Source organism: Planococcus sp. CPCC 101016 (genome assembly GCF_007859295.1).
Lineage (GTDB): Bacteria > Bacillota > Bacilli > Bacillales_A > Planococcaceae > Planococcus.
This window is the reverse complement of sequence record NZ_VOHB01000002.1, coordinates 2,112,731-2,136,268: the sequence shown is the minus strand read 5'-3', so window position 1 is coordinate 2,136,268 and position 23,538 is coordinate 2,112,731. Positions and strand designations below refer to the sequence as shown.

The window sequence follows — 23,538 nt, the reverse complement described above, 5'->3', positions numbered from 1 at the left end:
ATGGCTAAACCGGATTTTTCCAAAGTCACGCTCGATCAATTAGCTGTTGCTTCGAAGACGGTTGCACAACAGAGCACCTTTACCACAAATGAAGGCATTGACATCAAACCGACTTATACAGAGAAAGACATCGATTTTTTGGAAGAAAGTTTACCCGGATTTGCACCAAACGTTCGCGGTCCTTATCCAACGATGTATGTTTCACGTCCTTGGACCGTTCGCCAATATGCAGGATTCTCAACAGCTGAAGAAAGCAATGCTTTTTACCGCCGCAACTTAGCGATGGGTCAGAAAGGTTTATCCGTGGCATTTGACCTGGCAACGCACCGCGGCTATGACTCGGATCATGAGCGTGTTGTGGGAGACGTCGGCAAGGCAGGTGTTGCCATAGACAGTGTTGAGGATATGAAAATCCTGTTTGATGGCATTCCACTAGATCAGATGTCGGTATCGATGACAATGAACGGAGCGGTTGTGCCAATCATGGCTTTCTTTATTGTTGCAGCTGAAGAGCAGGGTGTTTCACCGGAGCAGTTGGCAGGCACTATACAAAACGATATTTTAAAAGAATACATGGTCCGCAATACGTATATCTATCCTCCGGCCATGTCTATGCGGATCATTGCAGATATCTTCAAATACACGTCTGACCATATGCCGAAATTCAATTCGATTTCGATTTCGGGCTATCATATTCAGGAAGCGGGAGCAACCGCCGATCTCGAGTTGGCGTATACGCTTGCTGATGGCCTTGAATATGTCCGTACCGGCTTAGCTGCAGGCATTGGCATCGATCATTTTGCACCTCGCTTGTCCTTTTTCTGGGGCATCGGCATGAATTATTTTATGGAAATTGCCAAAATGCGTGCCGGACGTGAAATCTGGGCCAAAATGATGAAAACATTTGAACCGAAGAACGACAAAGCGTTGGCGCTGCGGACACATTCACAGACGTCAGGCTGGAGCTTGACCGAACAAGATCCATTCAATAACGTAACCCGGACATTGATTGAAGCGAATGCCGCTGCAATGGGACACACCCAATCGCTCCATACGAATGCCCTTGACGAAGCCATTGCGTTGCCGACAGATTTTTCGGCGCGCATCGCCCGCAATACCCAATTATTTCTGCAAGAAGAAACGATGATGACCAATGTCATCGATCCATGGGGCGGTTCGTATTATGTAGAATCATTGACCAAGGAATTGATGGAAAAAGCATGGGAATTGATTGAAGAAGTTGAAGAATTGGGTGGTATGGCAAAAGCCATCGAAACCGGTTTGCCAAAAATGCGTATCGAGGAAGCAGCGGCGAAAAAACAAGCGCAGATCGATTCCAATGAAGAAGTGATCATTGGAGTTAATCGTTACCGTCTGGATCAGGAAGACCCGATTGATATTCTGAACATCGACAATACGATGGTCCGTAAAACACAGATTGAGCGCCTGAACCGTATGAAAGCGGAACGCGACAATGAAAAAGTCACTGCTGCGTTGACAACATTGGCAAAAGCGGCAAAAAGCGGAGAAGACAATATTTTAGCCTGTGCCATAGAAGCGGCACGCCACCGAGCATCTCTCGGTGAAATTTCCGATGCCATCGAGAAAGCATCCGGAAGACATAAGGCGGTGATTCGTTCAGTGAGTGGAGTATACAGTTCGAATTTCTCAAACCAGCAGGAAATGGAAATCGTTAAAGAAATGACGGAAGACTTTATTGAAAACGAGGGACGCCGCCCGCGTATTCTGATAGCCAAAATGGGTCAGGATGGTCATGATCGCGGAGCAAAAGTCATTGCGACAGCATTTGCCGATTTGGGCTTTGATGTGGATATTGGTCCATTGTTTCAGACGCCTGCAGAAACCGCTCAGCAGGCAGCGGAAAATGATGTCCATGTAATTGGGGTCAGTTCGCTTGCAGCTGGGCATATGACATTAGTTCCCGATTTAAAAGCCGAGCTTTCGAAAATTGGCCGTGAAGATATTCTGATTGTTGTCGGCGGAGTCATTCCGGCACAGGACTACGAATTTCTCCGCAATAACGGCGCCAGTGCCATTTTTGGACCAGGTACTGTAATACCTGTAGCGGCACAAAAAGTCATTGAAGAGATTTACGTGCGTCTCGGTTACGAGGAAGTGGCAGACTGATGGACCAAAAAAAATCCAGGCGTGTAATGGATGGTGTTCATGCCGCTCATGATGGCATGAAGGCCCTGCCGAGGAAAAAGTTCAAGAAGCCGGCTGCAGAAGTTTTGGATATTGGGATTATTGCAGATGGAGTGCGGAGTGGATCGCGACTTTATTTAGGTAAAGCGATCACTTTGCTGGAAAGTTCAAATCCGGAACACAAGAAGAATGGCCAAGAATTGCTTAACCAATTGCTGCCTTATACCGGTGACAGCATTCGCATCGGTATTACCGGCGTACCAGGGGCTGGAAAAAGCACTTTTATTGAAACCTTCGGTGAAATGTTGACAGGGCTTGGACACCGGGTGGCCGTTTTGGCCATTGATCCCAGTTCATCGCTTACCGGCGGGAGTATTCTCGGGGACAAGACACGCATGGAACAGCTGGCCCGTAATCCAAGAGCCTTTATCCGTCCTTCTCCTACCGCAGGAACTCTTGGCGGTGTCCACAAAAAGACACGCGAAACGATGTTGCTTTGTGAAGCAGCGGGGTACGATGTGATCTTGGTGGAGACGGTGGGTGTTGGCCAAAGCGAGACGCTGGTCCGAGGCATGGTTGATATGTTCCTGCTGCTGGTATTGACCGGTGCTGGAGATGAACTGCAGGGAATGAAAAAAGGGATACTTGAGTTAGCGGATGCCATCGTTGTTCATAAAGCGGACGGGGAAAATGCACGGCTGGCAAAAAAAACTGTGGCGGAATACAAGCAGATGCTTCATTTTTTGCAGCCGGCTACGGACAGCTGGACAACCCGGCCGATTGCCGCTTCTTCCATCGAAAATACCGGGATTCCGGATGTCTGGGATATGGTGCAGGAGTTTGAAACAGCTGTGAAAAGCAGCGGCTATTGGAAAAAGCGTCGGCAGGAACAGACCAAAGACTGGTTCCGCTCCATGATTACGGATGAGTTGCATAGCCGCTTTTTTGACGACGCAGACAGGCGTCAATTGGTAAGAGTGCTGGAAAACCAGGTGCTGGATGATGAATTGACGGTGGCCCAGGCAATCGTGCGTCTTTTTGAGTAAGCTTTTTTGCAAGTCCGTTAAACACCTGCTATGATAATAGAAGCAAGTATAAGGAGTGATATTCGATGAGCATGGATTTTAACTTTCTGATGAACGATATAGCTACTCAGGCCCGCCAGGAATTGATTGACGGTGGATATACTCAGTTAGAGACACCTGAAGCAGTGAATGAAGCCTTTTCACAAAAAGGCACAAGCCTTGTCATGATCAACTCTGTTTGCGGATGCGCCGGCGGCATTGCACGTCCAGCTGCTTTGCACTCAATCCATTATGACAAACGCCCGGATAACCTGTATACGGTCTTTGCCGGACAGGACAAAGAAGCGACTGCCCAGGCCCGCGCGATTTTTGGTGACGATCACTTGCCGTCTTCGCCTTCTTTCGTTTTCTTAAAAGACGGGAAAATGGTTGACGAGATTGGTCGCCATGAAATCGAAGGCCACGATCCAATGTCTGTCATTACACATATTCAAGCAATATTTGAACAGCATTGCGACGAAGTTTAAGAAGGAATGCCTCTTATGGAGGCATTTTTTTTCATGCCAAAATGTGGAGGGGACAATGAAGCTGAATTTAAAGCCTTACTCAATTGGTTACCGTACGATGAAAACCGCATTAGGTGTGGCAATCGCAATTTACATCGCTCAGTGGCTGCAGCTTGATTACTATGTGTCTGCAGGTATTTTAACCATTCTGTGCATACAGCCAACTAAAAAAAAATCAATACGGGCAGCATTCTCCCGATTTGTAGCCAGTTTAATCGCCATCGTTTATGCATTTATCTTTTTTGAAGGAATTGCTTATCACCCAGTTATGATTGGCATCCTCATTCTTCTTTTTATCCCCTTATTGGTGACATTACGGTTTCAAGACGGTTTTGTATCAAGTTCGGTTATTTTGCTTCATCTGTATGATGCAAAAAACTTGGATTTTGCCCTATTGACCAATGAATTGATTTTAATGCTGATCGGTTTTGGTACCGCGCTTGCAGTCAATATGTATATGCCAAGCATCGAAAAAAAACTGGACAGTTACCGGCACGAAATTGAAAACTTATACGCTGCTATCTTTCGTGAAATCGTCGTTTATTTGCGTGAAAGAGAGTCGGTTTGGAGCGGCAAGGAATTGATGGACGCCCGAAAACTGCTGGAAAAAGCGAAAGCGCTGGCCTATCAGGATGTAGAGAACCATATTACTCGGTATGAAAACAAGTACTATCATTATTTTGAAATGCGTGAACAGCAGCTTGAAATCATTGAACGCATTTTGCCGAAAATCACCGCCTTGCCGGCTATCGTCGATCAAACAGACTTGGTTGCCGATTTCTTGGAGGACTTGTCTGAACATGTTCATTCAGGCAATACCGCATATCGGTATATTTCAAAATTGGACAAAGTCAAAGAAAACTTTGCTGAATTGCCATTACCCGATAGCCATGAAAAGTTTTTAGCGATGGCGGAACTGTATCAAGTGATACATGAAATGGAAGCCTACCTGGAAATCAAACAATCCTACAAAGGATTTCACACAAGAAAAGCGGAAGCGCCCGTGTAGCTCTGACGGGCATAAGACAGATCGGCGAAGCGGCGTTCTTTGCCGCACAGTCGAGTTGGCTTATGACCCAAAGAGCTGGGCGCTGGAGTCTGGACAATCAGAAAAGCGGAAGCGCCCGTGTAGCTCTGACGGGCATAAGACAGATCGGCGAAGCGGCGTTCTTTGCCGCACAGTCGAGTTGGCTTATGACCCAAAGAGCTGGGCGCTGGAGTCTGGACAATCAGAAAAGCGGAAGCGCCCGTGTAGATTCGACAGGATGGTTTTTTTGGTCCTACATGCAGAAACAAAAAAAGACAGCAGGAGCGCTTTGGCTCCTGCTGTCTTTTGCGTTTGGATTAAATTACGAAGCTCAAGCCCATCATTAAGCTTGATAGCAGCATGATAGCGATCATCGCGTAGACGATAAACTTGCGGAAAGCCGCATTTCTCATTAGTGGTAAGCTCCTTTATCAATCAAATCTATGATCGAATCATATCATATTTTCATTGAGAATTGAAGAGACACGCTGTCTGTTTTCCAAATATTCGCTAACAACTAGAGTTTTTGACAGTGAATCTGTACAATAAGAGAGAAGCTAAAAAAGGAAGTGAAAATAGGATGAAGAAAGTAGATCATATCGGAATCGCTGTGCGGGATTTGAATGCTGTCCTTCCTTATTATACGGATACACTGGGTCTGCCCTTGATAAAAATCGAGGAAGTGGAATCTCAGAAAGTACGTGTAGCGTTTATAGACGTTGGCAATGTCAAATTGGAATTGTTGGAGCCGATGGATGAACAAAATGCCATCTTCAATTTTCTTGAGAAAAAGGGAGAAGGCATCCATCACATTGCATTTGGTGTAGTCGATATTGAACAGCGAATGGAAGAACTGCGTAAAAACGGGGTCCGCTTGCTGAGTGACAAGCCAAATCCTGGGGCTGGCGGAGCCATGGTGGCATTTTTGCATCCGAAATCATCGAATGGGGTATTATACGAACTTTGTGAAAAAGAGTGATTGGGAGTGGGGAAATGGATATTTACGAAAGAATTAATGAATTGTATGACCGTAAGCGTGAGATTGAACTTGGGGGCGGCGAGGAACGAATCGCCAAACAGCATGAAAAAGGGAAGCTGACTGCACGGGAACGAATTGATTTATTGCTTGATAAAGATTCATTTGTTGAACTGAGCCCATTTGTGGAGCACCGGACGACGGATTTCGGCATGGCGAAAGGGCCAGGCGAAGGAGTTGTAACCGGTTACGGTAAAGTGAACGGCCGAGCGGTTTACTTATTCTCACAGGATTTCACTGTTTTCGGTGGAGCTTTGGGAGAAATGCATGCTAAAAAAATCGCTAATGTCATGGATTTGGCAGCCCGCAACGGCGCACCTTTTATCGGATTGAACGATTCAGGCGGAGCACGGATTCAAGAAGGTGTATTGTCACTAGATGGGTATGGCCAGATTTTTTACCGCAACTCTATCTATTCTGGTGTTATTCCCCAAATTTCTGTCATAATGGGACCTTCAGCAGGCGGTGCGGTTTATTCACCAGCGATTACCGATTTTGTTTTCATGGTCGATAAGACGAGTCAAATGTTCATTACTGGACCAAAAGTGATAGAAACAGTTACAGGTGAAAAGATTTCTTCCGAAGATCTGGGAGGCTCAAGAGTACATACAGCCATCAGCGGGAATGCTCATTTCCGCGGCGATTCAGAACAGAAAGTACTGGAGATGGTAAGGCAGTTGATAAGCTATTTGCCGCAGAACAACCAGGAAATGCCGCCGCGCCTTGAAAGCGGCGAAGAAGATGACTACCGCCCTGATTTGGCGGATGTCGTACCTTATGAAGCAATTCGGCCGTACGACGTACGGAAAGTGGTTGAGCAAGTGGTCGATACCGACAGCTTTATGGAAGTGCAGCCGGAATTCGCCCGTAATATCGTCGTCGGACTTGGGCGAATTAAAGGAGAGACAGTCGGTTTAGTCTGCAATCAGCCCAAAGTTATGGCAGGTGGGCTGGATATCGATTCTTCCGACAAAGCAGCACGCTTTATCCGTTTTTGTGATTCGTTCAACATTCCATTGATTACATTTGAGGACGTTACAGGCTTTTTCCCTGGCATCAAACAAGAGCATGGAGGCATTATTCGCCATGGTGCAAAAATTCTTTATGCTTACTCGGAAGCCACTGTTCCTAAAATGACGGTGATCTTGCGAAAAGCATATGGAGGAGCGTATGTGGCGTTGAACTCCAAATCAATCGGTGCAGATTTGGTCTACTCATGGCCAAATGCGGAAATCGCTGTAATGGGACCGAATGGCGCTGCCAATATTATTTTTGCGCGCGAAATCGCCGCAAGCGACAATCCGGAAGAAACACGTGCAGCAAAAATTGAGGAATACCGGGTCAAATTCGCGAATCCTTATGTTGCTGCTGCACGCGGCATGGTTGATGATGTGATTGATCCGCGTGAAACGCGCATCAAACTGATTCAGGCACTGGAAATGATGCGCAATAAAAAAGATACACGTCCAGCTAAAAAACACGGCAATATGCCGCTATAAGTATAGAAGAGGTGCTTTAAATGAATAACGAAAGATTAATGAACGAGTTTTTGGAATTGCTTCAAATCGATTCTGAAACAAAACACGAAGGTGAGATTTCCCTTATCCTTCAGACGAAACTTGAAGCGATGGGCTTCCATGTAGCAATAGATGAATCGGCAGCTGTGACTGGCCACGGAGCAGGTAATATCATCGCAACGTTGCGCGGGAGTTTGAGTGAAGTTCCAGCCATTTACTTTACTGTCCATATGGATACGGTCACTCCAGGAGTAGGCGTCAAACCAGAAATCCGTGATGGTTACGTTTATTCTGATGGGACAACAATTCTGGGTGCTGATGATAAAGCCGGAATTGCGGCGTTGTTCGAAATGATCCGGGTGCTTCAGGAACAAGAAATCGACCATGGGGATATCCAATTGGTCATCACTGCAGGAGAAGAAAGCGGCTTAGTAGGAGCAAAAGAATTGGATTCTTCTCTGCTGATCGCAAAATATGGCTATGCCGTCGATAGCGATGGGAAAGTGGGCGGCATTGTCACTGCTGCTCCAAACCAGGCAAAGCTATGGACGACAATTTATGGAAAAACTGCACATGCCGGTGTTGCACCTGAAAAAGGCGTTTCTGCCATCACGATTGCTGCAAAAGCCATCGCCAAGATGACTCTCGGGCGCATCGATGAAGAAACAACTGCCAACATCGGGCACTTTGAAGGCGGCGGAGCTACTAATATCGTTTGTGATGAAGTCAATATCTTGTCGGAAGCTCGTTCAATCAGCGAAGACAAACTTGCGGCGCAGACCATCCATATGGAATCCGTTTTCGAACAAGTAGCGGAAAACCTTGGAGGACGTGCTGAGACGGAAGTCAAGTTGATGTATCCAGGATTCCATTTTGATGACCTGGATCCAGTTGTGGAAATTGCCCAAAAAGCGGCAGCGAAAATTGGGCGTCCGTCACCGATTCTGACAAGCGGCGGCGGCAGTGATGCCAATATCTTCAATGGCTTCGGCATTCCGACGGTCAACCTATGTGTCGGTTATGAAGAAATTCATACAAAGAACGAACGCATGCCGGTAGAAGAACTTGAAAAATTGACTGAGATGCTGGTTGAAATCGTTAAAGAATCCACGCTTAACTGAATAAGATTGGCCTAACAAAAAGAGAGAACAGGATGTATGTTCTCTCTTTTTTTGATACACTGAAAGAAAACGGAAAGAAGAGCGATTTTCATGGCGAGCCGAGTTATTTTTCATATTGATATGAATAGTTTTTATGCCTCTGTCGAACAATCGCATAATCCGGAGCTTAAAGGCAAAGCGATTGCCATTGCAGGAAATCCAAAAGAACGAAAAGGAATTATCGTCACTTGTTCTTATGAAGCGCGTGCACATGGCATTTATACGACAATGCAGGTGCATGAAGCCAAGCGGAAATATCCGGAACTCCTGCTGCTGCCGCCAAATTTTGAACGGTACAGGGCAGCATCCAAGGCAATGTTCGAAATCCTGCGTTCCTACACCGAAATGGTGGAGCCTGTGTCGATTGATGAAGGATATGTCGATGTCACAGAGTTAACGCAACAGCGGCATGCTTTAGAGATCGCGAAGGAAATCCAGGAGCGCTTGCTGTCAGAGTTAGATTTGCCTTGTTCAATCGGCATCGCACCCAATAAATTCTTGGCCAAAACCGCTTCAGACATGAAAAAGCCTATGGGAATAACCATTTTGCGGAAAAGGGATATTCAGGCTTTGCTATGGCCGAAAGCGGTGATTGATATGCATGGAATCGGAGAAAGTACGGCAGCCAGACTGAAAAGCCTCAAAATAGAAACCATTGGAGATTTGGCGACAGCAAATGAAGGACTGATCAAAGAAAAGATGGGAAAAAACGGCATCCGTCTGCAGGCACGTGCCAATGGAATTGACGACCGCCCCGTGGATCCGGATTCGATTTACGATACCAAAAGCGTCGGCACATCGACAACTTTGCCTGTAGATGAAACCGATGAACAAAATTTAAAGGCATTATTTCGGAAGCTCAGCGAGAAAGTAGCCAGCCGGTTAGCAGCGAAAGAATTGGCCGGCCCTACAGTCAGCATTCAGACGCGCAGCTCCGATTGGAAAAATAGGACCCGCAGCATTACATTGAATAATACAGTATGGAAAGCGGATGATATTCACCGGAACGCGTGGCAATTATTCACCACGCACTGGAACGGGGAACCATTGCGGCTGATCGGCGTTACCGTTTCGAATGTAGCCGATAAAGGCGATATGACCGAACAATTATCAATTTTTAATTTTCAGGAGCACGCCAAGGAAGAACCGATTCTGGATTTGATGGCTAAATTGGAAAGCCGTTTCGGTAAAAGTGTTTTAACGAGGGGGACCAAAATCAAAAAAACGAATTACGATTCAAAAACAAGCTTCAGCAAAGATTTTTTGGACGATCATGACCACGAGAGAAAGTAGGGAAAGCATGCAATTATTATTTCTGGGTACCGGAGCAGGGATGCCTTCTAAACAACGCAATACCTCTGCGCTGGTGCTGAAATTGCTGGAAGAGCGCGGGACTGTCTGGCTATTCGACTGTGGCGAAGCGACACAGCATCAAATTCTGCATACTACGGTGAAGCCGCGCAAAATTGAAAAAATCTTTATTACCCATATGCATGGGGATCATATTTTTGGATTGCCTGGACTGCTCGGCTCCCGTTCATTTCAAGGAGGAGATGAGCCTCTAGAAATTTATGGGCCTAAAGGAATCAAGGAATTCATTGAAATGACCCTATCGCTTAGCCGTACCCATTTGACTTATCCGATTGTCTATCATGAAGTGGAAGACGGACTGCTGTTTGAAGATGAGCTGATGATGGTGGAAGCCCGTATGCTCGACCACGTCATCCCATCTTACGGTTTTCGCATTACCCAAAAACCATTGCCGCCAAAGCTATTGGTTAATAAAGCGCTGGCACTGGGTGTCCCGAAAGGCCCGCTGCTGGCAAGGCTGAAAAATGGGGAAGATGTAGAAACGGATTCCGGTCAGTTGGTCCGCAGCAAAGACGTTACAGAGCCCGAAGAACAAGGTTTTATTGTTGCTATTCTTGGAGACACCCGCTATTGCAAATCGGCTATAGAGTTGGCCAGCGGAGCAGATGTGCTAGTGCACGAAGCAACGTTTGATGGAAACTCAAAAAAAATGGCTGGAGAATATGGCCATTCAACCGTCTATGAAGCCGCAGAAACCGCCCGCTTAGCCGGTGCAAAAGCTTTAATCATGAATCATATCAGTGCCCGTTTTTTGCCGGAAGATGAAAAGATGCTGCTTAAGCAGATGAAGGAAATTCATGCATGCGGCTATATCGCCCATGACTTTTCAGAGTTTGAGTGGCTGCAGCAAGACAAGAAAATCAGGAAGAAACAGGTAAGCCGTCCTTAAAAGATGGCTTTTTTTAGTAAACTCTAAAAATCTTTATGGAAATAATAGAACATATGTTCTTTTTGTGATAAAATAAAGGTACAGCTGTATGAGGGCGGTTTGGCCATTCCCCAGGAAAGGGGGTGGTAACATGACCATTGCAGAATCATTCGGTCTCGTTTTTACGAGTATCGGGTTAACGATCAGCGCTTTGACACTTGTCGTTTCCATGATTTTGGTCGTCAACAAAAAAAAATAACCGTCCCATGTGGCGTGGAATGACGGTTATTTTTTAAGCCTATATTCCAGCCAACCGCTCTCGTGGCGGCATACAGCTGGCCGAATGCTCACGCATTCGGTTTTTTTACGTTACCTTTAGTATACTAAATCTGAAGTATTTTGCAACCGCCTTATATCCACCCGCGTTTATAAGGCACTGGAGCCGTGATTTCAGCGTTCAGTTCTTTTGCCGCTGTGTATGCCCAGTAAGGGTCTCGAAGCAGCTCGCGGGCCAGGAAGACCATATCTGCACGGTCGTTTTGAAGGATTTCCTCTGCCTGCAGAGGGCTTGTGATTAAACCGACTGCTCCTGTCGCAATCGGTGTACGCGCTTTAATAAGTTCGGCAAACGGTACTTGGTAGCCAGGGAATACAGAGATTTTCGCAGGCACGACAGCACCGGAGCTGACGTCGATCAAATCAACGCCTTGCTGTTTCATCCACTGGCACATTTCCACGTATTGTTCCGGAGTCATGCCGCCTTCACTGTAGTCATGCGCAGAAATTCGCACAAAAAGCGGACCATCCCATACTTCATTGACTGCATCGATGACCTGCCGCAAGATTCGGTAACGGTTTTCTGCATTTCCTCCATACTCATCAGCTCGTCTATTAGTTAACGGAGACAGAAATTGGTTGATCAAATAGCCATGCGCTGCATGAATCTCGATCACATCAAACCCTGCTTCTTTCGCACGGACTGCTCCTTTTTTGAAAGCTTCGATTGTTTCTTTGATATCTTCTAGAGACATTTCTTTAGGCGTTTGGTAGCTGTCATCAAAGGCGATGGCACTTGCTGAATGGATCTCGCCTTCAACGGTCGCTTTTCTGCCGGCGTGAGCTAGCTGAATGCCAGTTTTGGCACCGTTTTGTTTCATAAGTCGGACAATTTCCGCTTGACCTTCAATATGTAGGTCACTCCAAATGCCCAGATCTCTTGCCGAGATGCGCCCTTGCGGCTGAACAGCCGTCGCTTCTGTAATAATAAGGCCGACGCCTCCAACTGCACGTGTTGGATAATGGACACGGTGCCAATCAGTTACTTGGCCATCTTCTTGATCGCTTTGATACATGCACATCGGTGCCATGACAATGCGATTTTTAAAAGTAGTTTCCTTAATTGCATAGGGTTCGAACAATTTCACCATAAGTCAGCCTCCTCATTTGTATACAACTACCAAGTATACAGAAGAATTTACTTAAATTCTTTTCCAAGCTCTTTTGAACGCTCCGAAGCTTTCGTTACACACTCGCCGACAATTTCCTTGAAGTGGTTTTCTTCCAAAGAATTAAGGCCAGCCGCAGTAGTGCCATTTGGGCTTGTCACTTTTACGCGCAATTCAGCAAAATCTTCCTGTTGCAGCATTTCAGCTGCTCCCGCAAAAGTTTGGCGAACAAGTTTTTTGGCATCAGCATTTGACAGGCCATTCGCTACGGCTGCTTCAGTCATCGCTTCTGCGAAATAATAAATATAAGCCGGACCACTGCCTGCCACACCGGTTACAGCATGCAATTGATCTTCTTCCACCACTGTTACGCTGCCTATTGAAGATAAGAGATTCCGCAATTCATGCTGCTGCTCTTTCGACACATGCTTACTCCATGCCACTCCAGTGGCCGACTTGCCAATTTTGGCAGATGTATTAGGCATCGCACGGGCTACCGGGAAATTCCCAACATGCTTCTGGATGGTTTCAATCGAAACGCCTGCAGCAACTGAAACGATGACAGTGTTGCCAGTCAGCTTATCTTTTATGCCGCTGAGCGCAGCTTCCACATCTTTAGGCTTCATCGCCAGCAAGATGAAATTAGCATCTTTCAGTTCCGTTTTTTCCTGGCAGACAATATTGACGCCGTATTCATCACTTAAGAATTCCAAGCGATCCTGGTCCGATTTGTTCATCACTGAAATTTCTTCCGGTTTCATAATACGTTTGTTGATCCAGCCATGGATCATGGACTCCGCCATAGATCCGGCTCCTACACAGACAATTTTCATTCGTATCACTCTCTTTCCTCAAAATAAAAAGCGCAATCATCCCTGTTTATACAAGGACGAAAACGCTTTGTTTCCGCGGTACCACCTAAGTTTGCCATAAAGACACCACTCGATGTCCATAACGCGGACTAACGGCCGTGTTTTCACGGCAGCTCAAAAGGAGGTTCCACAAAGGAGAGGGGGTGCGCATTTCAGCTTAAGCTGCACTCTCTTTACGCCATCACGTTGTGTACTGGTCTTTATCTTCGCTCACATATGTTAGTGAATTATAGACGAAAGACCAGTCTTTTGTCAAACTCTTCAAAGGAGTGACGGCGTTGGATTTTCCATGTATGATAGATGAATAGTGATTCATTTAAAGGAGATGGCTTGATTGACTTTACATAAGATTATTATACCGACACCTTTTGCTGTAGGAGACGTCAATTCTTATCTATTAAAAGGCGATATGCTGACCTTGATCGATGCAGGACCTAAAACTTCTGAAGCTTGGTTGGCCATTAAAGCCGGGCTCAAAGAGTTCGGTGCAGAACCGGGAGATGTGGAACAAGTCGTCTTGACGCATCACCACCCTGATCATGCCGGGTGGGTAGACGGATTTGAAAACGCTAGATTATATGGACATCCATACAACGATCTTTGGCTTCGCCGTGATCAAAATTTCTTCGATTACCATGACGCCTTTTATCTGGAGCGTTTGAAGGAAGAAGGAGTTCCAGGTGATTTGAAGTTTTGGGTCAAAAAAATGAAGCGGCCCTTAAATCTGATGGGGAGCCGACCTTTGGACATGTCTATCAATGAAGGCGATACATTGCCGGGCCATCCAGAATGGGAAGTGCTCGAAACGCTCGGACACGCACAGAGCCACTTATCCTTCTGGAACAAAGAAACGCACGAAATGATTGGCGGAGACCATGTCATTGCCAAAGTGTCATCCAATCCATTGATTGAACCACCGCTGGACCCGGCTCAAGGACGGCCAAAATCATTGCTGCAATACAATGCTTCTCTCAGCCGTTTATTGAAGATGCCAGTAGATGTGATTTACAGTGGACATGGAGAAGAAGTCCGAAACGTCGACGAATTAATTACAGCCCGGCTGACAAAACAGCATCAGCGTGCCATGAAGGCGCTTGGAATGATAGGAGAAGAACAGTGTACAGTTTATGGGCTGACAACAAAATTATTTTCTCATGCCTACGAAAAAGAACTTGGACTCACTTTATCGGAAACAATCGGACAAATCGACTATCTGCTGGAAGATGGCCTGATTATAGAACGTATGGGCGACGACGGCATCTTCTACTATAGTAAGAGTTGAAGTCATAGCTGATAATTGCAACTATTCCGTACAACAGTTAAAATTAGGTCATTATCAATTTACACACCACGAATCTACAGGAAAAGGATTGGGTAGCTTTGAAAAAATGGGGTTTATGTTTAGCCAGTGTCCTGCTGCTTGCAGCATGTTCTAATGAAGAAACCGATCCGGCTGAAACCGGAGAAGAAGATAAAGCAGAAATGGCAGTTGAACAGAAAAGCATGACTGAAGAAGGATTTATAACGCAAGTCAGCGGAGAAGACATCCTGGTGAATAATATTTACTTTACCATTCCAGAAGACGTTAAAGTGCAGTTTAGTGATGGTGCTAAAACGACTGAAGGCGTAGTTCGTGATATTCGAACAGGGATGAAAGTCAGCATGGATTATCAAGGACCGTTAGCGGAATCTTTTCCAATGCAAGGCGAAGCGGAAACGATCACCATCCTGACTGATGAAGATTCTGTTGCTCAATCAGAAGCGCTTGAAGCTTTTATTAACAAAGAACAGCTGTCGCAATTGATTATGATGGGACAGCCGATCGTACGCGATAATGAGATTGGTTTCTTGTTCAGCAATATGGAAACAGGAGAAATGTCAGAAGTTCGCATCGATCTGGATACACACGAGTATACAATTGGCGGAGAGCCAAGTGAGTAAAGAAAAACAAAAGCGGCTGCGGCTGCTTTTTTTCGTGAAAAATTTCTGATTGTATCTCTTGCACTCGATAAAAATCCATGATAAGATGTGTATATTCATTTCAAACATTGCATAAAAATACATTGGAGGTTTTCATATTGAATAAAAAGATTGTACTCGCATACTCAGGTGGATTAGATACATCGGTGGCCATTCCGTGGCTGAAAGGACAAGGCTACGACGTCGTCGCAGTATGCCTGGATATCGGGGAAGGTAAAGATTTAGACTTTATAAAACAAAAAGCGCTTCAAGTAGGAGCGGTTGAAAGCTATATGATCGATGCAAGAGACGAATTCGCGGATGAATATGCATTAATTTCATTACAGGCGCATACTTTATACGAAGGCAAATATCCATTGGTTTCTGCACTGTCTCGCCCATTGATCTCAAAAAAATTAGTTGAAATTGCAGAAGCTACCGGTTCTACTGCTGTAGCGCATGGCTGCACAGGAAAAGGGAACGATCAAGTGCGTTTCGAAGTTTCCATCAAATCCTTGAATCCAAACCTTGAAGTGGTGGCGCCTGTTCGTGCTTGGGCATGGTCTCGTGATGAGGAAATCGCTTATGCGAAAGAACACAATATTCCAATCCCTGTCAATTTGGATAGCCCGTTCTCCATCGATCAAAATCTTTGGGGACGTGCCAACGAATGTGGCGTTCTGGAAAACCCATGGGCTACGCCGCCAGAAGAAGCTTATGACATTACTTCTTCCTTGGAAGACGCACCCGACACGGCAGATATCGTCGAAATCGAATTTGTCAACGGTGTTCCGACTCAATTGAATGGTGTTTCGTATTCATTCTCTAAATTAATTCTTGAATTGAACGAAATTGCCGGCAAGCACGGTGTAGGAAGAATCGACCATATCGAAAACAGACTGGTCGGCATCAAATCACGTGAAATCTATGAAGCTCCAGCTGCTATGACTTTGATTGCTGCACATAAAGAACTTGAGGATATTACGTTGGTAAAAGAAATGGCCCATTTCAAGCCGGTCATCGAAAAGCAGTTAACTGAGTTAATCTATGAAGGCTTATGGTTCTCTCCACTGCGTGTTGCATTGGAAGCTTTCCTTAAAGAAACACAAACTTATGTCAATGGGACAGTTCGTGTGAAATTGTTTAAAGGACATGCGATTATTGAAGGACGTAAGTCACCAAACTCTCTTTACAGCGAGCAATTGGCCACTTATTCTACAGATGATACATTTAACCATGAATCTGCAGTCGGCTTTATCGAGCTATGGGGCCTTCCGACAGTCGTCAACGCAATGGTCAACAAGAAAGAAGTTGCAGTTCCTGAAGACTTGAAAGAGAAGGTGAAAGCATGACCAAACTGTGGGGCGGCCGTTTTCAAAAATCGGCCGAACAGTGGGTCGATGAGTTCGGTGCTTCAATTTCCTATGATCAAAAGCTTGTAATGGAGGATTTGGAAGGCAGCACAGCGCATGTGAAAATGCTGGCTGCCTGCCAGATTCTTTCTAATGAAGATGCGGAGCTTATTTTATCCGGTCTCGAGACGCTGAAACAGAAAGCGCAAGACGGCGATTTGGAGTTCAGTGTATCGAACGAAGACATCCACTTAAACTTGGAAAAACATTTAATCGATGAAATTGGTCCTGTCGGCGGTAAATTGCATACGGCAAGAAGCCGCAATGACCAGGTAGCAACCGATATGCACCTCTATTTAAAAAACCGTGTACAGGAAATTATCGAAGCCATCACAGCTTTTCAAGATGCCATCGTGTCACAGGCAGAAACGCATGTGGAAACCATTGTGCCAGGCTATACGCATCTTCAGCGTGCTCAGCCGATTTCATTCGGCCATCACCTGATGACGTATTTTTGGATGCTGCAGCGCGATAAAGAGCGATTAACGGAATCCTTGAAGCGAATCGATGTTTCTCCGCTTGGAGCGGGCGCAATGTCGGGTACGACTTTCCCGATTGACCGTGAATTATCGGCAGAGCTTCTCGGCTTTTCAGGCGTTTACCAAAACAGCCTGGATGCTGTCAGTGATCGGGACTTTATCCTGGAATTCCTCAGCAATTCTTCGGTATTGATGATGCACATGTCCCGTTTTGCTGAAGAAATTATTCTGTGGTCAAGTGAAGAGTTCCGTTTCATTGAACTCGATGACACGTTCTCGACAGGCTCAAGCATTATGCCGCAGAAGAAAAATCCAGATATGGCCGAATTAATCCGCGGCAAGACAGGACGCGTGTACGGCAACCTATTCGGTTTGTTGACTACGCTCAAAGGTCTGCCGCTGGCTTATAATAAAGACATGCAGGAAGATAAAGAAGGCATGTTCGATACAGTTCATACCTTGTTGGGCTCATTGCCGATTTTCGAAGGCATGATTCGCACCATGACAGTCCGTACAGACTCCATGGAAAAAGCCGTTCATTCTGATTTCTCGAACGCTACGGAATTGGCGGATTATCTGGCTGCTAAAGGCATGCCGTTCCGTGAAGCGCATGACGTTACCGGGAAACTGGTTTTCACGTGCATCCAACGCGGTTATTTTTTAAAAGACTTACCTCTCGCTGATTTACAGGAAGCGAGTCCACTGATCGATGAAGATATCTACAATACGTTGATGCCGCGGACAGCAGTAGAGCGAAGAAACTCACTGGGCGGCACAGGTTTTGAACAAGTACATCATCAATTGGGACTTGCCAAGCAACTCATCGGGTAAAGAGTCCACTTCTATAAAGCCGTCAGCGCTTGGTACCCGCTTTCGGTCGATAAAAGCCAATTTTCCTCTTCCCCTATGGAAAATTGGCTTTTATTTTTTTGTCTTTTTTTAACCTGTTTATACGAGGCAATTAGAGTCCATTCTAAAAACATGTCAGCCATTAGTCTGATTTATTTTAGAAATCGAAATATTCTCTTTCCAATAGTTTACAAGTTTTGTTAAAATAAAGAGAATCTTTAAACCGCAGGATTTTTTTCATCTTTAGCATTAAAGCAAAAATTAATATGGGGTGCCTGATTTTATCGCAGACTCCTTACCGGATATGCACGTACACAACGCATAGGGAACTAAGCGAAAAAAACACAAAAAGCAAGGAGTAAGGTGGAATGAGGGTATTTTGGGAGTTGGGCTGGTTTTTTAAAGAACGGAAAAAGCAGTATGCATTAGGTATTTTCTTGTTGATGATTGTCGCCTTTCTCGGAGTGTTGCCCCCGCGGATCATAGGCTTTGTTGTCGATCGAATCAGCCAAGGGACATTGACAACGGAATACCTGATGCAATGGTTGGGGGTTCTAGCTGCAGCCGCCTTGTTGATGTATGTCCTTAGATATGCATGGCGACTTTTGATTTTCGGTTCATCGATCCTTTTAGCGAGGAATCTGCGGGGACGGCTGTTTCAGCATTTTACCCAAATGTCCCCAGCTTTTTATCAAAAACGGCGCGTCGGTGATTTGATGGCGCATGCCACGAATGATCTGCAGGCGGTACAGCAAACAGCCGGAGCAGGGGTTCTGACTTTAGTAGATTCTATTGCGACAGGCGGCTTTGTTATCGCAGCCATGGCCATCACCATCGATTGGAAATTGACTTTGATTGTCTTGCTGCCAATGCCTTTAATGGCCTATATGACCAATTATTACGGGAAATTGATGCACCAGCGATTTCATGGGGCACAGCAAGCTTTCTCTGGATTGAATGACAAAACCCAGGAAAGTATTTCCGGAATGAAAGTTATCAAGACATTCGGCCAGGAGCAGCAGGATATTGAGGATTTTAGGAAGCTGTCGCAGCATGTCGTAGATGAAAACATCCGGGTGGCGCGCGTTGACTCCTTGTTTGACCCGACAATATCCGCCATTATCGGCATCTGCTATTTTTTGACCATTAGTTTCGGTTCTTATTTTGTGGTGAACGGCAATATGACCATCGGCGATTTAGTGGCGTTTACGGCATACTTGGGCTTATTGGTGTGGCCGATGCTCGCGTTCGGCTGGCTCTTTAATATTGTGGAGCGGGGCCGTGCTTCTTATGACCGCATTCGTGCATTGCTGGCAGAACCGATCGATATTGACGATCGGCAAGATGCCATCGATGAAGCTCCTTCTGGTGATCTCGTCTTTTCATTGACGCAATTCAAATTTCCAGGAGATGAACGGGCTGCTCTGCGGGATGTTCATTTTACAGTCAGACGCGGGGAAACTTTGGGTATTGCCGGCAAGACGGGTTCCGGCAAATCTGCAATCCTTCGGTTGTTGCTGCGCGAATTCGATAATTACGAAGGTTCGATCCTGTTTGGCAAATATTCCATCGATGCTTATAAAAAGCAGCGCTTGCGGCAGGCAATCGGCTATGTTCCTCAAGACCATTTCTTATTTTCCACAAGTATTTCCGGTAATATTGCATTTGCACGACCAAAAGCTAGCTTGAAGGACGTCCAAGAAGCAGCTGTCTTGGCGTATATTCACGAAGACATCGAGAATTTTTCGGAAGGCTATGACACAGTAGTTGGAGAACGGGGTGTGTCATTATCAGGGGGGCAAAAGCAGCGGATTTCAATTGCTCGTGCATTGATGACAGAGCCTGAACTGCTGATTTTGGATGATTCGCTATCTGCAGTAGATGCCAAAACCGAGGAAGCCATCCTGAAATCGCTGAAAAAGACGCGAACCGGAAAAACTACCCTCATTACATCGCATCGGTTGAGTGCCATCCAGCATGCGCATCAAATTTTAGTGATGGACGAAGGCACGATTGCAGAAATCGGTTCGCACGAAGAGTTGATGAGGAAAAAAGGACGCTATTATGATATGTATGAGCTGCAGCAGTTAGAAGCGCTCGTCGAACAGGGAGGCGAACTGTAATGCAGGTCAAAGAAACCGTGAAGCAACAGGAACTGACTGGACGGGATCAATGGCTCGTTTTCAAACGGCTGTTAATTTATTTGGTGCCTCATAAGAAAATGCTGGCATTGGCAATGGGGCTGCTGATTTTGACAGTTTTAGGAGACGTGCTCGGACCTTTGCTGATCAAAACTTTCATCGATGACTATTTGACGCCTGGCAGCTTTCCGACAGGACCGATCGTCGGTCTTGCTGCTGCCTATTTATTTATTCAATCATCCAACGTCATCATCAGCTATTTTCAGCTGCTGAAGTTTCAGGAAGCGGCATTGAAAATTATTCAGCAGCTGCGAATTGATGTTTTCGTAAAAGTACAAGGATTAGGTATGCGCTATTTTGATAAAACTCCAGCAGGAGGCATCGTATCACGCGTCACCAATGATACAGAAGCCATTAAGGAAATGTTTGTCACTGTGCTGATCGGCTTTATCCAAAGCGCATTTCTGATTGTCGGCGTCTACATCGCCATGTTCTTCCTGAATGTCCGGCTGGCGCTCATTACACTCGTGCTGCTGCCGATTTTGGGATGGATCATTTATATATACCGGAAATACAGTTCGGTGTTTTATCAGGATCTGCGGGAGCGTTTGGGACAATTGAATGCCAAGATTTCGGAATCGGTACAGGGCATGGGCATGATTCAGGCTTTTGGCCAGGAAAACCGGCTGAAAGATGAGTTTACAGCCATTAACGAAAAGCACTGGGAGGCGGGTAAGCGCAATATTAAAATCGATGGCTTGCTGCTGCGTCCGGCCATTGATCTTGTCTACGCACTTGCATTGATTCTCCTGCTGAGTTATTTCGGTATCACCTCGTTTTCCAACACAGTTGAAGTTGGTGTCATTTATGCGTTCGTCACGTATATCGACCGCTTTTTTGAACCGATCAACCAAGTGATGCAGCGGCTGTCCATTTTTCAACAGGCTATTGTCGCAGCCTCCCGTGTTTTCATGTTGCTTGATGAACCGGAAAAAGCACCCCGGCAATTGGATGGCGCAGCTAAAATTAGTGAAGGCCAAATCGAATTCCGCGACGTCAGCTTCTCTTACGACGGCGATAACGAAGTTCTGAAGAATATCTCTTTTACGGCATGGCCAGGTCAAACGGTTGCACTTGTCGGCCATACAGGCAGCGGCAAAAGCTCCATCATCAATTTATTGATGCGCTTTTATGAATTCAACAAAGGAGAAATTCTGGTAGACGGTGTTTCGGTGAAAGAGTACAAAACGACTGAATTGCGTCGGAATATGGGATTGGTTCTGCAGGATCCGTTCTTGTTCTATGGTACAATCGAGAGCAATATTCGTCTTTATGATCAATACATTACAGAAGCAGAAGTTCGGGAAGCGGCAGAATTTGTCCAAGCTAACCACTTTATCGAATCGTTGCCGGATGGCTATAACCAAAAGGTGACGGAGCGGGGATCTACTTTCTCGAGTGGTCAGCGGCAATTGGTGGCTTTTGCAAGAACAATGGCGACTGATCCGAAAATACTGGTGCTTGATGAAGCAACAGCGAATATAGACACTGCCACAGAAGTCGCTATTCAGGCAAGTCTTGAACGTATGCGTCGGGGGCGGACGACCATTGCAATCGCTCATAGGCTCAGCACCATACAAGATGCAGATTTAATTTTAGTCCTTCACCAGGGAGAAATCGTTGAGCGGGGTACACACCAACAATTGCTTCAGCAGCGCGGGCTGTACCATAAATTGTTTATGCTGCAAAATGGCATCGTCGAGTAGGAAAGGACAGCTACGGCTGTTCTTTTTTTATTGCAGCTATTTTAGATATCAAAATAGAAATAGCACTGTTTTTACTTACTATGTAGTAAACTACTTAAGGTTTTATGAAAAAACAAAAAACGTCAACAAGAACTATAACCAAAAACAGATAAACTGCAGTTTTAAAAATGAAAATTCCAGTAAGGTAAAACGAAGAACGATGATTCAATGATGACAGAAATCAATGAACTAATTGTCCACAAAGATTTCACAAGCGAAGGGGCGGTGTTTCACATGGAAATTTGGTAAGATGGGGAGAGAACAGGAAGGAGAATTACCAGTGGCATCTGATATTAATTTATTTCTAGCCTTTGGAGCCGGCTTTTTAAGTTTTATTTCGCCATGTACGCTGCCTTTGTATCCTGCATTTTTATCTTATATAACAGGCATGACCATGGATGAAATTAAAAACGATAAAAAAGTTATGCAACGGCGGGGCATGTTCCATACGCTGTTTTTCCTATTAGGCTTTTCAACTATTTTCATTACGCTTGGTTTCAGCACATCCTTTTTTAACGAGTGGTTTCTTCGCTATGATGAACTAATACGTCAAATAGGGGCTATATTTATTGTCTTTTTTGGATTGATGATTATCGGGGTCTTCTCACCGAAATTTCTTATGCAGGATCGAAAGTTCTCGTTTAAGAATCGTCCGTCCGGCTTTTTAGGGACATTTGTCATCGGTCTGGCGTTTGCAGCAGGCTGGACACCATGTACAGGACCGATCACTGCAGCGATCTATGCTCTTGCAGCAACCAATCCCGGATCAGGTATTTGGTATATGTTGGCTTACGTACTTGGCTTTGCGATTCCATTTTTCGTCTTGTCTTTCTTTGTGGCACGCATGGGATGGCTTCGCAAACATAACCATAAAATAATGAAGACAGGCGGCTATGTTATGATTGGGGTCGGCATCTTGTTGTTTTTCGACGGCATGAGCTATTTGATTCGTATCCTGAATCCGTTTTTCGGCAATTTCCAAGGATTTTAAATTAACAATAAGTAGGTGACCAAGATGGAAATCTTTTCTGGTATAGAAGAATACCAAGCTAAAATCGCAGAAGAGAAATCGTTTCTGCTTTTTGCGAAAACGGATAATTGCTCGGTCTGTGAAGGTTTGCGCCCGCAAATCGAAGCTTTCGAAGCGGATTACCGACTGCCTTTCTACTTGGTCAATGCTGCACAAGTAACAGAATTGGCCGGACAGTTGATGTTGTTCACAGCACCTGTCGTTTTATTGTTCCAGCAAGGAAAAGAAATTCATCGTTTTGCGCGATTCGTGCCGATTGATGAATTGCGTCGCAGATTAGATGAACTGGAGGGTGACTTAAATGTTTGATCAAATTCCACCTGAAGTTTATTTGATTATTACGACTGTCGGTGCCTTGGCAATGGGATTACTGGCGATGTTCGTTCGTTCGAAATCGGCAAAAAAACCAGCATCGGTTAAGAAAATTATTTTGCCGCCATTCTTTATGTCAACCGGCGCCTTGATGTTTATTTTTCCGTTTTTCCGCGTAGCACCTCTGCAAATTTTTGAAGCGCTCGCTGTCGGTATTCTTTTTTCAACTGTTTTGATTTGGACTTCCAAATTCGAAATCCGTGATGGCGATATTTATCTGAAACAGTCGAAAGCATTTGTGTTTATTCTGTTCGGCCTTCTACTGGTGCGCGTAATCGGCAAAGTGGTCTTGAGTTCGAGTATTGATGTCGGCGAACTGGGTGGCATGTTCTGGATTCTGGCATTCGGTATGCTTTGGCCATGGCGGCTATCCATGTTATGGCAGTACAAAAAAATCGCGTCAAAAGATAAAAGCGCTGTTCCCGTCTAAAGGGAGCA

At 45.3% G+C, this 23,538-nt stretch carries 22 protein-coding genes; 19 read left to right on the top strand and 3 right to left on the bottom strand.

Annotated elements, in window-relative coordinates; translation table 11 throughout:
- The 5 genes from scpA (at nucleotide 1) to FQV26_RS10140 (ending at nucleotide 5,131) form a co-directional block, all read left to right on the top strand.
- Nucleotides 1-2,148 carry a methylmalonyl-CoA mutase gene (gene scpA, locus FQV26_RS10160; RefSeq protein WP_146557366.1) on the top strand — a complete coding sequence of 716 codons (2,148 nt, stop codon included), beginning with the start codon at nucleotides 1-3 and terminating at the stop codon, nucleotides 2,146-2,148.
- Nucleotides 2,148-3,212: a methylmalonyl Co-A mutase-associated GTPase MeaB gene (meaB, locus tag FQV26_RS10155; protein ID WP_146557365.1), complete on the top strand. Its 1,065-nt coding sequence runs from the start codon at nucleotides 2,148-2,150 to the stop codon at nucleotides 3,210-3,212. The genes scpA and meaB overlap by 1 nt, the downstream gene beginning before the upstream one ends.
- A gap of 65 nt (nucleotides 3,213-3,277) precedes the next feature.
- Complete coding sequence (locus FQV26_RS10150) at nucleotides 3,278-3,718, top strand: BrxA/BrxB family bacilliredoxin (protein WP_146557364.1); 441 nt, start codon at nucleotides 3,278-3,280, stop codon at nucleotides 3,716-3,718.
- A gap of 55 nt (nucleotides 3,719-3,773) precedes the next feature.
- Nucleotides 3,774-4,766: an aromatic acid exporter family protein gene (locus FQV26_RS10145; RefSeq protein WP_146557363.1), complete on the top strand. Its 993-nt coding sequence runs from the start codon at nucleotides 3,774-3,776 to the stop codon at nucleotides 4,764-4,766.
- A gap of 62 nt (nucleotides 4,767-4,828) precedes the next feature.
- Nucleotides 4,829-5,131, top strand: a complete 303-nt coding sequence (locus tag FQV26_RS10140; RefSeq protein WP_146557362.1) for a hypothetical protein — start codon at nucleotides 4,829-4,831, stop codon at nucleotides 5,129-5,131.
- On the opposite strand, the gene prli42 is transcribed toward FQV26_RS10140, so the two are convergent.
- The gene (gene prli42, locus FQV26_RS19090) at nucleotides 5,102-5,197 is read right to left on the bottom strand and encodes a stressosome-associated protein Prli42 (protein ID WP_186759737.1); all 96 of its coding nucleotides are present in this window, start codon (nucleotides 5,195-5,197) and stop codon (nucleotides 5,102-5,104) included. The genes FQV26_RS10140 and prli42 overlap by 30 nt on opposite strands.
- Nucleotides 5,198-5,364: 167 nt before the next feature.
- Here prli42 and mce point away from each other — a divergent pair, with 167 nt between their 5' ends.
- The 5 genes from mce (at nucleotide 5,365) to rnz (ending at nucleotide 10,757) form a co-directional block, all read left to right on the top strand.
- Nucleotides 5,365-5,763, top strand: coding sequence for a methylmalonyl-CoA epimerase (gene mce, locus FQV26_RS10135; RefSeq protein WP_146557361.1), 399 nt, complete (start codon nucleotides 5,365-5,367; stop codon nucleotides 5,761-5,763).
- 14 nt (nucleotides 5,764-5,777) lie between these two features.
- Entirely contained in the window at nucleotides 5,778-7,319 is a 1,542-nt protein-coding gene (locus FQV26_RS10130) for an acyl-CoA carboxylase subunit beta (protein WP_146557360.1), read from the top strand.
- A 20-nt stretch (nucleotides 7,320-7,339) separates the two neighbouring features.
- Nucleotides 7,340-8,458, top strand: coding sequence for a M20/M25/M40 family metallo-hydrolase (locus FQV26_RS10125; protein ID WP_146557359.1), 1,119 nt, complete (start codon nucleotides 7,340-7,342; stop codon nucleotides 8,456-8,458).
- Nucleotides 8,459-8,548: 90 nt separating this feature from the next.
- Entirely contained in the window at nucleotides 8,549-9,790 is a 1,242-nt protein-coding gene (locus FQV26_RS10120) for a DNA polymerase IV (RefSeq protein ID WP_146557358.1), read from the top strand.
- 7 nt (nucleotides 9,791-9,797) lie between these two features.
- Nucleotides 9,798-10,757 (top strand): ribonuclease Z, encoded by a 960-nt coding sequence (gene rnz / locus FQV26_RS10115; protein ID WP_146557357.1) that lies wholly within the window; start codon nucleotides 9,798-9,800, stop codon nucleotides 10,755-10,757.
- A 389-nt stretch (nucleotides 10,758-11,146) separates the two neighbouring features.
- Here the strand turns inward: rnz and namA are convergent, their stop codons facing one another.
- The gene (namA, locus tag FQV26_RS10110) at nucleotides 11,147-12,163 is read right to left on the bottom strand and encodes an NADPH dehydrogenase NamA (RefSeq protein WP_146557356.1); all 1,017 of its coding nucleotides are present in this window, start codon (nucleotides 12,161-12,163) and stop codon (nucleotides 11,147-11,149) included.
- Nucleotides 12,164-12,210: 47 nt separating this feature from the next.
- Nucleotides 12,211-13,014: a pyrroline-5-carboxylate reductase gene (gene proC, locus FQV26_RS10105; RefSeq protein ID WP_146557803.1), complete on the bottom strand. Its 804-nt coding sequence runs from the start codon at nucleotides 13,012-13,014 to the stop codon at nucleotides 12,211-12,213.
- Nucleotides 13,015-13,387: 373 nt separating this feature from the next.
- Here proC and FQV26_RS10100 point away from each other — a divergent pair, with 373 nt between their 5' ends.
- The 9 genes from FQV26_RS10100 (at nucleotide 13,388) to FQV26_RS10060 (ending at nucleotide 23,530) form a co-directional block, all read left to right on the top strand.
- The gene (locus tag FQV26_RS10100; RefSeq protein ID WP_146557355.1) at nucleotides 13,388-14,335 is read left to right on the top strand and encodes an MBL fold metallo-hydrolase; all 948 of its coding nucleotides are present in this window, start codon (nucleotides 13,388-13,390) and stop codon (nucleotides 14,333-14,335) included.
- Nucleotides 14,336-14,433: 98 nt separating this feature from the next.
- The gene (locus tag FQV26_RS10095; RefSeq protein WP_146557354.1) at nucleotides 14,434-14,994 is read left to right on the top strand and encodes a DUF3221 domain-containing protein; all 561 of its coding nucleotides are present in this window, start codon (nucleotides 14,434-14,436) and stop codon (nucleotides 14,992-14,994) included.
- 137 nt (nucleotides 14,995-15,131) lie between these two features.
- On the top strand, nucleotides 15,132-16,364 hold the full coding sequence (locus tag FQV26_RS10090; protein ID WP_146557353.1) for an argininosuccinate synthase: 1,233 nt from the start codon (nucleotides 15,132-15,134) through the stop codon (nucleotides 16,362-16,364).
- Nucleotides 16,361-17,734, top strand: coding sequence for an argininosuccinate lyase (gene argH / locus FQV26_RS10085; protein ID WP_146557352.1), 1,374 nt, complete (start codon nucleotides 16,361-16,363; stop codon nucleotides 17,732-17,734). Before FQV26_RS10090 ends, argH begins: the two co-directional genes overlap by 4 nt.
- Before the next feature lie 386 nt (nucleotides 17,735-18,120).
- Nucleotides 18,121-19,875, top strand: a complete 1,755-nt coding sequence (locus FQV26_RS10080) for an ABC transporter transmembrane domain-containing protein (RefSeq protein ID WP_146557351.1) — start codon at nucleotides 18,121-18,123, stop codon at nucleotides 19,873-19,875.
- Complete coding sequence (locus FQV26_RS10075) at nucleotides 19,875-21,659, top strand: ABC transporter ATP-binding protein (RefSeq protein WP_146557350.1); 1,785 nt, start codon at nucleotides 19,875-19,877, stop codon at nucleotides 21,657-21,659. Before FQV26_RS10080 ends, FQV26_RS10075 begins: the two co-directional genes overlap by 1 nt.
- Nucleotides 21,660-21,978: 319 nt before the next feature.
- Nucleotides 21,979-22,689, top strand: coding sequence for a cytochrome c biogenesis CcdA family protein (locus FQV26_RS10070; RefSeq protein WP_146557349.1), 711 nt, complete (start codon nucleotides 21,979-21,981; stop codon nucleotides 22,687-22,689).
- Between the two features lie 24 nt (nucleotides 22,690-22,713).
- Nucleotides 22,714-23,037: a thioredoxin family protein gene (locus FQV26_RS10065; RefSeq protein WP_146557348.1), complete on the top strand. Its 324-nt coding sequence runs from the start codon at nucleotides 22,714-22,716 to the stop codon at nucleotides 23,035-23,037.
- A complete protein-coding gene (locus FQV26_RS10060; RefSeq protein ID WP_146557347.1) occupies nucleotides 23,030-23,530 on the top strand; it encodes a CcdC family protein in 501 nt (166 codons plus the stop codon). The genes FQV26_RS10065 and FQV26_RS10060 overlap by 8 nt, the downstream gene beginning before the upstream one ends.
- Nucleotides 23,531-23,538 lie beyond the last annotated feature (8 nt).

Coding starts and splice junctions, on each gene's coding strand:
- scpA (WP_146557366.1), top strand. CDS start 1: ATGGCTAAACCGGATTTTTCCAAAGTCACGCTCGATCAATTAGCTGTT.
- meaB (WP_146557365.1), top strand. CDS start 2,148: ATGGACCAAAAAAAATCCAGGCGTGTAATGGATGGTGTTCATGCCGCT.
- FQV26_RS10150 (WP_146557364.1), top strand. CDS start 3,278: ATGAGCATGGATTTTAACTTTCTGATGAACGATATAGCTACTCAGGCC.
- FQV26_RS10145 (WP_146557363.1), top strand. CDS start 3,774: ATGAAGCTGAATTTAAAGCCTTACTCAATTGGTTACCGTACGATGAAA.
- FQV26_RS10140 (WP_146557362.1), top strand. CDS start 4,829: ATGACCCAAAGAGCTGGGCGCTGGAGTCTGGACAATCAGAAAAGCGGA.
- prli42 (WP_186759737.1), bottom strand. CDS start 5,197: ATGAGAAATGCGGCTTTCCGCAAGTTTATCGTCTACGCGATGATCGCT.
- mce (WP_146557361.1), top strand. CDS start 5,365: ATGAAGAAAGTAGATCATATCGGAATCGCTGTGCGGGATTTGAATGCT.
- FQV26_RS10130 (WP_146557360.1), top strand. CDS start 5,778: ATGGATATTTACGAAAGAATTAATGAATTGTATGACCGTAAGCGTGAG.
- FQV26_RS10125 (WP_146557359.1), top strand. CDS start 7,340: ATGAATAACGAAAGATTAATGAACGAGTTTTTGGAATTGCTTCAAATC.
- FQV26_RS10120 (WP_146557358.1), top strand. CDS start 8,549: ATGGCGAGCCGAGTTATTTTTCATATTGATATGAATAGTTTTTATGCC.
- rnz (WP_146557357.1), top strand. CDS start 9,798: ATGCAATTATTATTTCTGGGTACCGGAGCAGGGATGCCTTCTAAACAA.
- namA (WP_146557356.1), bottom strand. CDS start 12,163: ATGGTGAAATTGTTCGAACCCTATGCAATTAAGGAAACTACTTTTAAA.
- proC (WP_146557803.1), bottom strand. CDS start 13,014: ATGAAAATTGTCTGTGTAGGAGCCGGATCTATGGCGGAGTCCATGATC.
- argH (WP_146557352.1), top strand. CDS start 16,361: ATGACCAAACTGTGGGGCGGCCGTTTTCAAAAATCGGCCGAACAGTGG.
- FQV26_RS10080 (WP_146557351.1), top strand. CDS start 18,121: ATGAGGGTATTTTGGGAGTTGGGCTGGTTTTTTAAAGAACGGAAAAAG.
- FQV26_RS10075 (WP_146557350.1), top strand. CDS start 19,875: ATGCAGGTCAAAGAAACCGTGAAGCAACAGGAACTGACTGGACGGGAT.
- FQV26_RS10065 (WP_146557348.1), top strand. CDS start 22,714: ATGGAAATCTTTTCTGGTATAGAAGAATACCAAGCTAAAATCGCAGAA.
- FQV26_RS10060 (WP_146557347.1), top strand. CDS start 23,030: ATGTTTGATCAAATTCCACCTGAAGTTTATTTGATTATTACGACTGTC.